A 15,105-nucleotide genomic window follows, 5' to 3' on the forward strand; every position below is an offset into this window, starting at 1 on the left:
GCTTACCGTCTATTAATGAAAACGATACCGAGTTCATGGTCGCCATATAGTTTGGCCATCAGTTTTTGAGGGCAATCGTAATATCGAACTTCACTGACACGCGCGTAGATCGTGAAGTTGAACTGTGGAATGCAAACGGTCTGCTTCCCATTAATTCGATGATTTTCCCGAACTGGACAAATCAAACGCAACGAAATGCCCATACCAAGGCGTAGGGGGACAAACCAAGGCGGCGTTTACATACATGAACATTTCCCCGTCCCGCACGAACTTGTGTAATTTTTGACGTTTACGGAAACGTCAAAGTAGGTTAGCTTCGAGCCGAAATTGACTGGACGAGCGCGAATTCCGTGATGTGGTCAGTCAAAAAAGCGGCAAAAATGGCTGTTTTCGCAGAAAATCATCCCTTTTTGTTGCAACATGCGCGCTGTCACAACGTTTTGCTATAATGTGGCATGCAGGCATGAAACGCGGTTACGGGCTCGTTCCAGCCATCGCGGAACGGCTCAGGTGGTGAATTTGGAGGATTTCTATGCCGAGCTATCGCGCGCCAGTTGAGGATACGAATTTCGTTCTCAATGACGTTCTGAATTATCAGCGCTACAACAATCTGCCGGGCTTTGCCGACGCGTCGCCCGATGTCGTCGAGGCAATCCTGTCTGAAGGTGCGAAGCTCGCCGAGGGCACCCTGTTTCCGGTCAACCAGACCGCTGATCGCGAAGGCTGCAAGCGTCATTCGGATGGTTCGGTGACGACGCCGAAAGGCTACAAGCAGGCTTACGACCTTTATCGCGAAGGCGGCTGGCTCGGCCTTGCCGTGCCGGAGCAATATGGCGGGCAGGGGCTTCCTTATCTCCTGCACACGGCTGTCGGCGAATATATGTCGTCAGCCAATATGGCGCTCACCATGTATCCGGGCCTGACGCAGGGTGCGATTGCCGCAATCCTGACCCACGGCACCGATGAGCAGAAGGACACCTATCTGCCGAAGATGGTGGAAGGCACCTGGACCGGCACGATGAACCTGACCGAGCCGCATTGCGGTACGGATCTGGGCTTGCTGCGCACCAGCGCCGCGCCGCAAAAAGACGGTTCCTACAAGATTTCCGGCCAGAAGATTTTCATCTCGGCTGGCGAACACGACATGTCCGAAAACATCATCCATCTGGTGCTGGCTCGTATCGACGGCGCGCCGGAGGGCGTGAAGGGCATTTCGCTGTTCATCGTGCCGAAGTTCATTCTTGATGAAAACGGTAATCCCGGCGAGCGTAATGGCGTGTCCTGCGGTTCCATCGAAGAAAAGATGGGTATCCACGGCAATTCCACCTGCGTCATGAATTATGACGAGGCAAAGGGTTTTTTGATCGGCGAAGCCCATAAGGGCTTGCGCGCCATGTTCACCATGATGAATGAAGCGCGTCTTGGTGTGGCTTTGCAGGGCCTTTCGATTGCCGAAACCGCATACCAGAATGCCGCCATCTATGCGCGCGAACGTATTCAGGGTCGTGCGCTTTCGGGTGCCGCGGCACCGGACAAGAAGGCCGATCCGATCATCGTGCATCCGGATATCCGCCGCAACCTCATGAATATCCGTGCTTTCAATGAAGCTGGTCGTGCGCTTATCCTATGGACGGCGCTCAACTCTGATATCGCCCATCGTGCAGGCGATGAGGCGGAACGTCAGGCAGCAGATGATCTCGTTGGTCTTTTGACGCCGGTTCTGAAAGGCGTTCTGACCGACAAGGGTTTTGAACACGCCGTCATGGCGCAGCAGGTCTTCGGTGGCCATGGCTATATCGAAGAACACGGCATGAGCCAGTATGTGCGCGATGCGCGCATCGCGATGATCTATGAAGGTGCAAACGGCATTCAGGCGCTTGATCTCGTCGGTCGCAAGCTGGCGCTTAACGGTGGCCGCGCAATCACCGCCTTCTTCAAGGAAGTGGGCGATTTCTGCGAAGCCAATCGCGAGAACGAGAAGCTTTCCTTCTTCACCAAGCATCTGAAGAAGGGTCTCAACGATCTTCAGGCCGCCACCATGTGGCTGATGCAGAATGCGATGGCCAAGCCTGATAATGCCGGTGCTGCCTCCAACGACTATATGCATCTCTTCGGACTGGTGGCGCTCGGCTTCATGTGGGCACGCATGGCCAAGATCGCGGAAGAAAAGCTTGGCAGTGGCGAAGGCAACAAGGCGTTCCTTGAAGCTAAGCTTGTTACCGCGCGCTATTATTTCGAGCGGATCATGCCGGAAAGCGCAGCACATCTCGCACGCATCCAGTCGGGCGCGGATTCGATGATGGCGCTCAACGCGGACACATTCTGAGTTAGGGATTGAGCTAAATTTCGAATTTAGCGGGAAGGAGTCAACATGGCTGAGGCTTATATTTACGATCACGTGCGCACACCGCGCGGACGTGGCAAGAAGGATGGCAGCCTGCACGAAGTGCCTGCCGTTCGTCTGGGTGCGAAGGTTCTGGAATCCCTGCGCGACCGCAACGGTATCGACACGGCAAAGGTAGATGACATTATTTTCGGCTGCGTCGACCCGGTCGGCGAAGCTGGTGCGGTCATCCCGCGTTCGTCGGCTTTTGAAGCCGGTTACGACTTCAAAGCGCCGGGCATCCAGATTTCGCGTTTCTGCGCCTCGGGCCTCGATGCGGTCAATCTGGCAGCAGCCAAGGTCGCCTTCGGTTCCGACGATCTGGTGATTGCCGGCGGCGTGGAAAGCATGTCGCGTGTCGGCATGGGCATGTCGGGCGGTGCCTGGTACATGGACCCATCGGTCGGCTTCCCCGGCTATTTCATGCCGCAGGGTGTTTCTGCCGATCTGATCGCCACGAAATACGGCTTCAGCCGCGATGACGTCGACGCTTATGCTGTCGAAAGCCAGAAGCGCGCTGCCAAGTCGTGGGAAAAGGGCTATTTCAAGAATTCGGTCATTTCGATCAAGGACCAGAATGGCCTGACCATTCTCGACCATGACGAGCACATGCGGCCGACGACGGATATGCAGGCGCTGGGCCAGCTCAATCCATCCTTCGTGATGCCGGGCGAAATGGGCGGCTTCAATGCGGTCGGCATTCAGGCGCATCCGGAAATCGAAACCGTCAACCATGTCCACCATGCCGGTAACTCGTCGGGCATCGTCGACGGTGCAGCTGGCGTCCTCGTCGGCTCCAGGAAGGCTGGCAAGGCATTCGATATCAAGCCGCGTGCGCGCATTCGTGCTTTCGCCAACATCGGCTCTGAACCAGCGCTCATGCTGACCGGCCCGGTCGATGTGACGGAAAAGCTTCTCAAGCAGGCCAAGATGAAAATCTCGGACATCGACCTGTTCGAGCTGAATGAAGCCTTTGCTGCCGTTGTTCTGCGCTACATGCAGGCCTTCGACATTCCGCACGACAAGATCAACGTCAATGGTGGCGCCATTGCCATGGGGCATCCGCTTGGTGCAACCGGCGCTATGATCCTCGGTACGGTGCTGGATGAGCTGGAACGCCGCGATCTCAACGTGGCACTGGTGACCTTGTGCATCGGTGCCGGCATGGGCACAGCGACAATCATTGAGCGCGTTTAAGGCGAGGGAGGTTTTACGAATGGCTTATGTAAATTTCAAAGTTGAAACCGACGCCGACGGCATCGCTCTCATTACCTGGGACATGCCTGAAAAGTCGATGAATGTCTTCACCGTCGAGGCGATGCAGGAACTGAATTCCATCATCGACGCGGTGACTGCCGATGATAAGATCAAGGGCGTTGTTATTACGTCAGGTAAGGACAGCTTCTCTGGCGGCGCGGACCTGACCATGCTGGAAGGCATGTTCAAGGAATTCCAGAAGCAGAAGGCCAAAGACCCGCAGGGCGCGGTCCAGACCCTGTTCGACAATGTCGGCAAGATGAGCGGTCTTTTCCGCAAGCTTGAAACTTGCGGCAAGCCTTGGGTTTCGGCTATCAACGGCACCTGCATGGGCGGCGCATTTGAAATGTCGCTCGCTTGCCATGCACGGGTGGTGTCGGATGCACCGGGCGTGAAGATGGCTCTGCCGGAAGTGAAAGTCGGTCTGTTTCCGGGCGCTGGCGGCACGCAGCGCGTTCCGCGCCTTGCCAATCAGCAGGATGCGCTCCAGATGATGACGACCGGCTCCAGCCTGACCGCTCAGCGCGCCAAGGCAATGGGTCTCGTCACCGAGATTGCTCCGGCCAAGAAGCTGGTCGAAACCGCAAAGAAGCTCATCAAGGGCGGTCTCAAGCCGGTTCAGCCATGGGATGAAAAAGGCTTCAAACTGCCGGGTGGCGCGATCTATTCGGCTGCCGGTGCGAATCTCTGGCCTGCCGCAACGGCAATCCTGCGTCGCGAAACATCCGGCAATTATCCGGCAGCGCTTGCCATTCTGAAGTCGGTTTATGAAGGCCTGCTGGTGCCGTTCGATACCGGCCTCAAGATCGAGCAGCGCTATTTCACCGAAATTCTCCAGACGACCGAAGCGGGCATGATGATCCGTTCGCTCTTCGTGTCGCTGCAGGAATTGAACAAGGGCGCACGCCGTCCGGTCGATGAAAAGCCGACCAAGCTCAAGAAGATCGGCGTTATCGGCGCTGGCTTCATGGGTGCAGGCATCGCCTATGTGACGGCCAAGGCAGGCATCCCGGTTGTGCTGATCGACCGCGATCAGGAGTCTGCCGACAAGGGCAAGGCGCATACGGCTGACCTCATCGCCAAGGAAATGCAGAAGGGCCGCGCGACGGAAGCAGACAAGGAAAAGCTCCTGTCGCTCATCACCGCAACGCCTGATTATGCGCTTCTCGAAGGTGCCGATCTGGTGATCGAAGCCGTGTTCGAGGACCGCGAAGTCAAGCGTGTTGCGACTGAGAAGGCCGAGGAAGTGCTCAAGACTTCCGCAGTCTTTGCTTCCAACACCTCGACCCTGCCGATCACTGGTCTTGCGAAAGTCTCTAAGCGTCCGAAGAACTTCATCGGCATCCACTTCTTCTCGCCTGTCGACAAGATGATGCTGGTGGAAGTGATCCTCGGCAAGAAGACGTCCGACAAGGCACTGGCCGTAGCCCTTGATTACGTTCGTGCGATCAAGAAGACGCCGATTGTCGTCAACGACACGCGTGGCTTCTACGTCAATCGTTGCGTGCTGCGCTATATGTCGGAAGCCTACAACATGCTGGTTGAAGGTGTTCCGGCGGCCATGATCGAAAATGCCGCCCGTATGGCCGGTATGCCGGTTGGTCCGCTTGCGCTCAACGACGAAACCGCTATCGACCTGTCACAGAAGATCCTCAAGGCAACGCTTGCCGATCTTGGCGAAAAGGCGGTCGATCCGCGTCATGTGGAACTGGTGGATCGTCTCGTCAACGAGTTCGACCGCAAGGGCCGCAAGAACGGCAAGGGCTTCTACGATTATCCGGCAAAGCCCGCCAAGAAGCAGCTGTGGCCGGGCCTCAAGGATCTGTATCCGCAGCAGAATCCGGACAAGATCGATGTGAAGGAGCTTAAAGAGCGCTTCCTCGTCACCATCGCTCTGGAAGCGGCCCGCGTGATGGAAGAAGGCATTGTCACCGATCCGCGTGAAGCCGATGTCGGCTCCATTCTTGCCTTTGGTTTCGCGCCTTATACCGGCGGTACGCTGTCCTATATCGATGGCATGGGTGCGAAGAAATTCGTCAAGCTTGCCAAGGAGTTGCAGAAGAAGTACGGCCAGCAGTTCAAGGCGCCGAAACTTCTGCTCGACATGGCCGAAAACGGTGAAAGCTTCTACCAGCGTTTCAACCCGTACAAGACGGAAGCAAAGAAGGCAGCGTAAGCTTAATCCTTCGCAAGATTATCAGGCGCGGCATGTTTCATGCCGCGCTTTTTGTTTGTGCTCCTTGCCATAGCTGAACTGCACCATTCCCGGATAAGAAAATTTTCCCTGTTAATTCAGCCGTCTTGCGCAATTACTGCTTTTTCGGTAGGTTGAAGCCGAAGATGGGACGGAATAATAGGTTTAAAATCCTTTGAAACATATCTTTCCTGATGGGGATTATTCAGGAAGATATGTCGGAACCTAGGTGGCGGATCATTACTATGTTTTCTCACGAGAGCGTGTGGGCGGCCATTGATGCCCTGGCTGAACGTCATTCCCTGAGCGCGTCCGGGCTGGCGCGTCGTGCAGGGCTCGACCCTACGACCTTTAACAAATCCAAGCGCTATGCTTCCGATGGGCGTGCGCGCTGGCCTTCGACGGAATCGCTGGCCAAGGTGATGGAAGCAACCGGCTCGACGTTCGATGAATTCACGCGGCTCATCCGTGGCGAAAATCGCACGCCGCAATTCGGCGAATATACGCAGGACATGCAGTCCATTCCATTGCTCGGCATGGCCGAAGCGGGCGCTGGCGGCTATTTCGACGATGCCGGTTTCCCGGCTGGACAAGGCTGGGACATTGTGGAATTCCCGGCCGGATCGGGGGAAGGTGTGTACGCGCTGGAGGTTTCGGGCGACTCAATGTTGCCCCTTTACCGTGATGGCGATACGCTGATCGTAGCACCCAATACCGCCATTCGCCGGGGCGATCGCGTAGTGGTGCGGACGAAAGACGGAGAAGTGATGGCCAAGATCTTGCATCGCCAGACGCCACGAACCATTGAGCTTCATTCGCTCAATCCCGAACATCCGAACCGCATTTTCGAGTCCAAGGATATCGAATGGGTCGCCCGCATTTTATGGGCGAGCCAGTAATGGCGCAATCGCAGGATAGAAGCCATGCACGCGCCGTTTTCGGCGGTCTGGCTGGCATAACAGGCGCAGTTCTGATCGCAGCCTTCGTGGCGCCGTTCTATGGTGCACTGGATCGCCCGGTGGTCGTCATCAACTCCGGTGATACGAAGACAGAATCCGGTACGGGAAACGGTATCGTCGTCGAACAGTTTGACTATAACGAGCCGGAGACATCGCCTGAAACGGGCAATGCTTCGGAGGAGACGTCGCCGCAACCGGGCCAAACCGCCCCCGTTGAAGGGCAGCCGCCTGCGTGGAAAGAGAACGGCAAGGTCAACGACCAGGTGAATGACAACGGCATTGAACGCGAGGCACCGCGTCCACCGCTGAGCGATCTCGGTCTTGCATCCACGCCCAAACCGCCAGAGCCACCGGCACCGGCCACGCCTGTCGATGCGGGCGAACAGATGCAGCTTTTGCAGCGACCTGTCGCTGTGGCGGCCGGACGGCTTGAAAGTCAGGGCCGTATGATTGAATTGCAGGGCATCGAAATCGTACCCTTAGAACAGACCTGCCAGACCGCTTCCGGTGAAAGCTGGCCGTGCGGCATGCAGGCGCGCACTGCCTTCCGGCAATGGTTGCGTTCCCGTGCCGTTATGTGCCGCCTGCCGCAAAATGACAGCGGTGCTGCGGTCGCGACCGAATGCATGCTGGGCAATGAAGATGCAGCCGCATGGCTGGTTGCCAATGGCTGGGCGAAGGCTGTTCCGGGTGGTGCCTATGACGAAGCGGGTCGTAAGGCTGTGGAAGCGCGTCTCGGCATCTTCGGTGACAAACCCGATACGTCTCTGCCCAATCCGGAGCCAGATAGCGGCAATATGATGGATAATCCGTCGCCGCTGGCCCCTGAACCGGAGCCGCAACCATCCTCGCCGTCGCCGTCGCCGTCGCCACAGTTGCAAGGCGATTTTCCGCCCGCACCGCCTGCGCAATGACGAAAGAGGCAAAAACTCCTAAAGCAAGCCTCCAAGAAGAGGATCGTACCGAACTGGAATGCGGGTGCACCTGTTCTCAGATGCCAGAGAATACCGTTCGAAATGTGCTGTTCATCGACATGAGGTTTGCCGCGCACTGTGGTCGGAAGAAGTGGTTCAATCACCGACCGTTCGAAATCAGTTCAATCAAAGCGCGCTTTCACTGCCTCCAATCGCTGGAGACAGTGAAACGCAACATACTTTATAGTATGTGACGTAGCCTTTCTTGGCTCGGTGCAGGACTTCCTTGTCGCAGATGCTACTGTCCGGTCGTTTTTTCTCCGACGACGAGTGCGAGTGCACGGACCGGCGAGCCGGTTCCTTTCACGAATTTCAAGGGTGCTGCGATCAGGATCGCCCCCTTGGCTGGTAGCTGATCAAGGTTGCTCAGGCTTGCCAGTCCGTATCGGTTTGCCTTGTGCATGAGGTTGTGTGCCGGAAATGGAGGGGTCATGGCTCCTGCGGATCCTGCATCCGTACCGACTGTTTCCTGACCCCAACCGATAATGCCTTTGGAAAGCAGATACTCGATTGCTTCAACCGTTGGTCCCGGAGAATGTGGACCGTTTTCATCGGCATTCAGAAATGTATCGGCTGAACCATTGCGCTTGTACCAGTCGGTGCGCATCAAAACCCATGACCCGGCTTCAATTTCGCCATGCTCTGCTTCCCATTCCCTGATGCTATCAACCGTCAGCAGATAATCAGCGTCGGCGGCGGCTTGTGCGGAACGGTCGATTACGTTTACGGGAGCAACGAAGTTCTGTGGCGGGATCGTATCGGTGGTGTTGTTGGAGTGATCCTTGCCGGTGATCCAGTGGCACGGGGCATCGAAATGGGTGCCGGTGTGCTCGCCAAGCTCTATCCAGTTCCAGGCCCAGAACGGACCGTCCTGATCGTACTGGCTGATAGTGTGAACTTTAACGTTCGGTGTGTTTTTGCCGAATTGTGGGGGAAGGTAAAGGACGGGCGTATCCGGACCGAGTGGTGCGGTGATGTCAACGACCCTGACGGCGCCAGACAGCAGTCCGGACGCAAGGCTGGAAAGAGCAGATGTATCGTTCATGAAATCCCCATTTCGCCCTGAGCCGGCGCCGGCATTATTGTGCGGTCCTTGATGAACCGGTCTCTTTCGGACGTTCACTCGAAGCCTATGGCAGGGAATATGCTCTTGCAAGTATCTCTTTTACAGAATCTTCCAGGAATTTTCTCGCGGCAGAAGAGCGTTCGCCAATAAACCGAATTTTCTGGACTTTTTTGTCCATGCGTCCTGCCGTGACTGGTAGTGAAACCTCGTGCAAGGTAATGCAGTTATATGCATTCAAGTATAATATCGGTCATCTGTAAAAACTGGGCTCGCATGTCGACGGCATTCTTCACAGTTCGATTGCTTTAAGGGAAGGTTTTTGTGTGATCTGCCGACCAATAAAGGGCAGGGGTGTAGCGGTCAGGTTAATTTAGGCTTGAAATATCGGCTGTCTGGCGCAATTCTCATTGATTGCAGCGCAACGATATGCACCGGGCGGATAATGGATCTCGAATTTATAGTCACCGAAGTCGATGAGAGCGAAAAGCAGGAGTTGCGCCTCTGGCTGCGTATGCTTGCAACAACCAGACTGGTTTCACAGGAAATCCGCCGCCGTCTGCGCAAAGAATTTGGTGTCACGCTGCCACAATTCGACATTCTTGCCCAACTTTACCGGGAACCGAACGGGTTACGGCTCGGGGAACTCTCGCGCCGGACCATGGTGACGAATGGCAACATCACCGGCTTGATTGAGCGATTGGAAGCCGACGGTCTTGTGCGTCGTGAAACACCCGGTGCCGACAGACGCGTTACCGTCGCGCGATTGACTGATTCTGGGCAGACGGTGTTCGCAGAAATGGCGCGGGTCCATGAAAGCTGGTTACGTGATCTGATGGCCGAGGTCGATCGCGACACCATCGCTTCGTTGCTGAGAGATATGAAGCGTCTCAAAAAATCGGCCGGCAATCACCTCATGGATGACAATGAGGAATAGCATTCCCAGCTCCGCCATTCGATATGGATGACTGATCTACTCTCTGCTTTCGCGTTGAGATACGATAAAAAACACAACAATAACAATTGGATATGAGGAATGATATAATTCCTGCACTTGCAGAAATTATCAGGAAATATTTCACTTGCTTATTTGATCAAATGATCTTTAGATGCGCGCATGTTGGGAAGCCAATCCAGGTTGAAGCTGCGTTCATGCAGTGTGCTCACGACGAAGATGTGAAAACAAAGGGACAGGACGGTGCTGGTTTGATTACGCCAAGCTGACCAGGCTCCCGGAAGGCCGGCTTTTACACTCGCTGAGGGGCGGGGCTGAGACGGAAAACAACAGGAGAGATAGATTCATGATCCGCCTTGCCAGACGCATCACCGAAAGTTCCAGCAAATCTTTTGGCATGTATGCCCGGGCAGCGGCACTCGGAGCGGATGCCGGTGACCTCATCCACATGGAGCTTGGCAGCCCCCATGCCGATACGCCACTGCATATCAAGCAGGCGACGGTCAATGCATTGATGGCAGGCGATGTCCATTATTCGCATTTTCAGGGAATCCCAAAATTGCGCGAAGCCCTGGCCGCCCGTCTGCGTGAGAAGAATGACATGGATGTTTCAGCCTCCGATATCGTTGTCACTAACGGGCTGACCCATGCGTCCTTTGCCGCTTTCATGGCGCTGCTTGACCCGGGCGACGAGGCAATCCTCTTGGAACCTTATTATCCTCAGCATATCGGCAAGATAGAACTCGCCGGAGCCAAACCTGTTCTGGCGCCGCTGGATGCCAGCGACCGTTTCTCGATCAAGGCGGAACTGATCGAACCCAAGATCACGGCCCGCACAAAAATGATTGTTCTGATCAATCCGTGTAACCCGACGGGACGGGTCTACAGTCGCGAGGAGCTGGAAGTTCTGGCGGATATTGCTCGCCGTCACGATCTGGTGGTGGTTTCTGACGAGGTTTACGAAGAGATACTGTTCGATGGCGCGCGCCATGTTTCGATCGCTTCGTTGCCCGGCATGAAGGAGCGAACGATTTCAATGTTCGCTTTTACCAAGAGTTTTGCCATGGATGGTTGGCGACTTGGGTATCTCACAGCACCGCAGCATATGATCGAAGGTATCTTGAAGATCACGACCAACGACGTCACTCACGTGAACACATTCATTCAGGCGGGGGCGCTGGCGGCGATCTCAGGGCCGGAGGAGATATTGGCCGAACTGGTGACGGAAGACAAAGTAAAGCGCGACATTGTCGTGTCGCGGTTAAATCAAATGTCTGGTGTCACGTGCGACTGGCCGGAAGGCACGATCTACGCGTTTCCCAAAATCGCTGCATTGGGTCTTAAGTCGCAGGACATGGCCGAACGCATCATGACAGAGGCGGGCGTTGTGCTGGAAGCGGGGAGTTTTTACGGAGCGGGCGGTGAAGGGCATTTGCGTGTCTGTTTCGGTTCGCAATCGCTTGCACGTGTCAATGAAGCCATGGATCGCCTTCAGCGGTTCTTTGGTTCCCTTTGAATGACTGGAGCATCTTCGCTGCGGTCTGGTTGCTCAGACCAATGCGATTTTAGTTGAAACTTAAAATTCCATATGATCAAATAATCAAATAGGTCGACGCAGGTAGGAGCAGGGACTTCTGCCGAAAAGAAACGACCCATAGAGGGAATAACAACATGATGATCTGTCGCCGTAATTTTCTGGCTATGGCAGGCCTTGCAAGCGCTCTGGCTGCGAGCTCCTTTGCCATGACATCTGCATCTCTGGCTGCCGACGCACTTAATATCGGTGCCTATCCCAGCAACCCTCCTTTCGAGTTGAAAAATGCCGATGGGACGTTCGAAGGCTTCGAAATCGATATCGCGACCGAGGCAGCCAAACGGGCCGGACTGGAGCCGGAAATCGCTGATTACGGGTTTCAGGCCCTGTTTGCCGCAACGACTTCCCGGCGTATCGACGTGGCGGTTTCGTCCATAACAATCACGCCGGAACGCCTGAAATCACAGTCCTTCACCCAGCCTTACTACGATTCAGATATCGGGGTTGCGACCAAGACCGATAGCGCTGTCACCGGACTGGCCGATTTGAAGGGCAAGACCGTTGGTGCCCTTTCCGGCTCTACCGGCGAAAAATGGGTCAAGGAAAACAAAGAGGCCAAAGGCTTCGCCGATATCAAAGGCTATAACTCGCAACAGGATCTGTTTCTTGATCTCGGTGCAGGCCGCATAGATGCCGTCATTTCCGACATACCCGGCATGGAACATCTCTTTCTGAAGATGAAGGGGTTTGCCGTGAAAGACCGAATTCAGACCGGGGAGCAATATGGTCTGATGATGGCGAAGGACCATCCGTTGCTTGGCAAGCTCAACGATGCGATTACCGCCATGAAGCAGGATGGGACCACTGCGGCTATTCACAAAAAGTGGTTCGGTACGGACCCTGCTGCCAATTCCTCGACAGTCACCGTCGTGCCGATCCCGCAGCCGTAATCTTTTGACGTTGGTGACAGATGGGCCGCATTTGCAGGATCGGCCCATCTTCGACCGTTACTTCTCAGACTGACCGGTCGTGCGCTCCCAGGATTTGCCTGCGAAGGACGCCAATATGACATTCGTCGAAACCTTCTTGAACACCGATGTTCTCGTTTCGAGCCTGCCAGCGCTTGGACGTGGCCTGCTCAATACGTTTCTCATCGGTATCGCCAGCATTTTCTTTGGTGTTCTGTCGGGCTTGCTGATCAGTATTGTCCGTATCTACGGACCGAAGGTTCTTCGTTATCTCGCGATCGCCTATATCGATGTATTCCGCGCCATGCCGGTTTTGGTCGTGCTGATCCTGATCTATTATGCACTGCCATTCATCGGGATACGCTTTTCTGCCTGGACCTCTGCCATCATGTCTTTCTCCATGGTTATGGCGGCATATTCGGCGGAAGTGTTCCGGTCCGGCATCGAAAGTGTACCACGCGGCCAGTTCGAAGCTGCTTCTGCGCTTGGAATTCCATTCCCGGTTACTCTGTGGAAAGTGGTTTTGCCACAGGCGATCCGTATCATCATTCCGCCGACTACCAGCAATTGTGTTTCCATGTTCAAGGACACCGCATTGGCGTCTACTGTGGCTCTGCCCGAGCTTTTGAAGGAAGCGCAGGACGCGCAGGCGCTTTATGCCAATCCGACACCATTGATCGGCGCAGCGCTTATCTATCTCATCCTCCTGCTGCCGCTTGTGCGCCTGGTCGCGCTTCTTGAGGCGCGGTTCAAAAAGGAAAGAGTCCGATAGTTCCAATTTCGGTTTCATCGACGGATATCGGCAACAGCAATGGCAGGCATAATATGAGCGGTTATTTTCTCTATCACTCGATCGGTACCTTTCCGGGTAAAGCGGAAAAGGTGAAAGCGGCACTTAGTCGTTATTCGGATATCTGGTCGGCAGAAAATGACTCTCAATGGCCGGCAATGCTGGCGGAGCGCGGGCATTTCATCCGAAGCTGGGAGAACCTGATTGGCGCCCCCGCAGGCTCCATGACTACCGTAGAGAATGTGACACTGGCCCTTTACAGTCTGATCGGTGCACTGCCTGAGGAATTATTGCGCGGCCGCCGAATTCTGGCCGCCGCCGATTGCTTCCCGAGTCTGCATTTTTTGCTGGCCGGGTTGCAGGCGCGGTTCGGATTTACGCTCGAAACCGTACCCATGAGACAGGGCGAGAGTTTTGTACGCGACGAGGATTTCATCGATGCTTGGGGCAGCGATGTTGCGATTGCGTTGGTGACATGGGTGTCGTCCACGACATCGAAGCGCGCCGACCTGGACCTGATGTCCCAACACGGCAGGCAGCACGGCACGATCATCGTTGCAGATGTCACCCAGGGCGTAGGCATCCGCCCCTTTTCCGTCGGAGAGATAGATGTCGTGGTGGGATCGTCTCTCAAATGGCTTTGTGGAAGTTCGGGAGCAGGGGCAATCTATGTGCGTCCGGGACTATTGACGACTTGCAAGCCGGAATTGCGTGGCTGGTTTAGTCAACCTAATCCGTTTTCCTGGGATCTTGATACTTTTGCCTATGCCGACGATGCGCGGCGCTTCGACCATGGCACGCCTGCCGTGCTGGCGGCTATAGCCTCGCAACCCGGCCTTGATTTTGTTTCCGCGACAGGTGTCGACGTGCTGGCCCGGCACAACGAACTGTTGACCGGCAAGATTGTGGAACGGGTCGCTGCCAACACTGCACTGTCGTTGGTCTCTCCAGAAAGGCCTGAAGAGCGCGGCGGCAGTGTGATGGTGCAAGCGGTTTCGGCTGAAAGGGCGGCGGCGATCGTGACCGCACTGAAGGCTGAAAATTTTTACTGTGATTGTCGCAGTCGTATTCTGCGGTTTTCACCTGGGTCGGTGACCTCCCTGATGGAAACGGAAGCCTTGTGTGATGCGCTGGATAGGCTGGCGCTCGATTAAACCTTTTGGTTCCATGCCGATTTCTGCTCGAACCTGTTGTTTTCACCGTATTTATGCGACACCCGGTGATCCTATCGGGTGGTAAAATGCTATAACTGAGGAACACGGAGACAAGGGATTTGAAGCAAATGATCGGTGAAACCCGTCTGTTGAAGGTATCCTCGCGCGTAACTGTGCAGGACGGTGTCTACCAACAGCTTCGCCAGGCTTTGATGTGGGGCTCATTCGAGCCGTCGCAGGCGGTGACGATCGCTTCACTTGCCGAGGAGTTCGGCACAAGCCATATGCCCGTACGTGAGGCGCTGCGACGGCTGGCGGCGGAGAACGGACTGGAAATCGCCCGCAATGGATCGGCACGTGTGCCTGATATTTCGCGGACACGGCTGGATGACATTTGTCGGGTCCGCGTTGCCCTTGAGGGGCTCGCCACCGAACTTGCAACGCCGCGGATGACGGCTGCCGATATTGACCGCTGTTTGACGCTCGCGCGGGAGCATGAAGCTCTCGGTCAAGAAGGCAAGATCTATGAGATGCTGCGCAAGAACCAGGAGTTTCATTTCACGATCTACGAACTATCGGGATCGGAAACATTGCCCCAGATGATTGAAACGCTGTGGCTGCGACTTGGACCCTATATGCGCCTTCTTTCCAATCATGTCCGTCAGCAAGTGGACCAGGGTATTATCCATCCTTATTCAGCCTATCATTACGAAATGCTGGATGCCATTCGTGCCGGCGACGCAAAAAAAGCGGGCAGTCTGATGATCCAGGACATTGAAGCAACGCAACGACTTTTGCAGAAACTTTGTTAGGCATCGAGATACGCTTGCCTTGATCGCAGACTGACGCGCTCTAAAGGGCTGATCGTTGCGAT

General features: G+C 55.3%; 12 protein-coding genes and 1 pseudogene. 11 read left to right on the forward strand and 2 right to left on the reverse strand.

The features are described 5' to 3' along the window. Positions 1–532 precede the first annotated feature (532 nt). From OHI65_RS06330 to OHI65_RS06350, 5 genes are all read left to right on the forward strand, one after another. Positions 533–2,326 carry an acyl-CoA dehydrogenase C-terminal domain-containing protein gene (locus OHI65_RS06330; protein ID WP_012093367.1) on the forward strand — a complete coding sequence of 598 codons (1,794 nt, stop codon included), beginning with the start codon at positions 533–535 and terminating at the stop codon, positions 2,324–2,326. A 45-nt stretch (positions 2,327–2,371) separates the two neighbouring features. Beyond that, the gene (locus OHI65_RS06335; protein ID WP_125300996.1) at positions 2,372–3,580 is read left to right on the forward strand and encodes an acetyl-CoA C-acetyltransferase; all 1,209 of its coding nucleotides are present in this window, start codon (positions 2,372–2,374) and stop codon (positions 3,578–3,580) included. A 19-nt stretch (positions 3,581–3,599) separates the two neighbouring features. Next, entirely contained in the window at positions 3,600–5,816 is a 2,217-nt protein-coding gene (locus OHI65_RS06340; protein ID WP_125300995.1) for an FAD-dependent oxidoreductase, read from the forward strand. A 263-nt stretch (positions 5,817–6,079) separates the two neighbouring features. After that, positions 6,080–6,733, forward strand: a complete 654-nt coding sequence (locus OHI65_RS06345; RefSeq protein ID WP_029926626.1) for a helix-turn-helix transcriptional regulator — start codon at positions 6,080–6,082, stop codon at positions 6,731–6,733. Then, positions 6,733–7,707 (forward strand): thermonuclease family protein, encoded by a 975-nt coding sequence (locus OHI65_RS06350; RefSeq protein WP_125301046.1) that lies wholly within the window; start codon positions 6,733–6,735, stop codon positions 7,705–7,707. The genes OHI65_RS06345 and OHI65_RS06350 overlap by 1 nt, the downstream gene beginning before the upstream one ends. A 62-nt stretch (positions 7,708–7,769) precedes the next feature. On the opposite strand, the pseudogene OHI65_RS06355 reads toward OHI65_RS06350, so the two are convergent. Together OHI65_RS06355 and OHI65_RS06360 are read right to left on the reverse strand one after the other, a co-directional pair. Continuing rightward, a pseudogene (locus tag OHI65_RS06355) lies at positions 7,770–7,871 on the reverse strand (IS5/IS1182 family transposase); the annotation flags it as partial. Between the two features lie 134 nt (positions 7,872–8,005). Then, positions 8,006–8,812 carry a cyclase family protein gene (locus tag OHI65_RS06360; protein ID WP_125300993.1) on the reverse strand — a complete coding sequence of 269 codons (807 nt, stop codon included), beginning with the start codon at positions 8,810–8,812 and terminating at the stop codon, positions 8,006–8,008. A gap of 340 nt (positions 8,813–9,152) precedes the next feature. Here OHI65_RS06360 and OHI65_RS06365 point away from each other — a divergent pair, with 340 nt between their 5' ends. From OHI65_RS06365 to OHI65_RS06390, 6 genes are all read left to right on the forward strand, one after another. After that, a complete protein-coding gene (locus tag OHI65_RS06365) occupies positions 9,153–9,767 on the forward strand; it encodes a MarR family winged helix-turn-helix transcriptional regulator (RefSeq protein ID WP_012093362.1) in 615 nt (204 codons plus the stop codon). A 364-nt stretch (positions 9,768–10,131) separates the two neighbouring features. After that, a complete protein-coding gene (locus OHI65_RS06370; protein WP_012093361.1) occupies positions 10,132–11,301 on the forward strand; it encodes a pyridoxal phosphate-dependent aminotransferase in 1,170 nt (389 codons plus the stop codon). A 155-nt stretch (positions 11,302–11,456) separates the two neighbouring features. Next, the gene (locus OHI65_RS06375; RefSeq protein ID WP_012093360.1) at positions 11,457–12,269 is read left to right on the forward strand and encodes an ABC transporter substrate-binding protein; all 813 of its coding nucleotides are present in this window, start codon (positions 11,457–11,459) and stop codon (positions 12,267–12,269) included. A 115-nt stretch (positions 12,270–12,384) separates the two neighbouring features. Then, positions 12,385–13,059 (forward strand): amino acid ABC transporter permease, encoded by a 675-nt coding sequence (locus tag OHI65_RS06380; protein WP_012093358.1) that lies wholly within the window; start codon positions 12,385–12,387, stop codon positions 13,057–13,059. Between the two features lie 53 nt (positions 13,060–13,112). Then, a complete protein-coding gene (locus OHI65_RS06385) occupies positions 13,113–14,231 on the forward strand; it encodes an aminotransferase class V-fold PLP-dependent enzyme (protein ID WP_094515574.1) in 1,119 nt (372 codons plus the stop codon). Between the two features lie 128 nt (positions 14,232–14,359). Next, the gene (locus OHI65_RS06390; protein WP_010659202.1) at positions 14,360–15,043 is read left to right on the forward strand and encodes a GntR family transcriptional regulator; all 684 of its coding nucleotides are present in this window, start codon (positions 14,360–14,362) and stop codon (positions 15,041–15,043) included. Positions 15,044–15,105: the final 62 nt, after the last annotated feature.

Origin of the sequence: Brucella sp. MAB-22, from assembly GCF_025908475.1 — a bacterium.
GTDB lineage: Bacteria > Pseudomonadota > Alphaproteobacteria > Rhizobiales > Rhizobiaceae > Brucella > Brucella anthropi.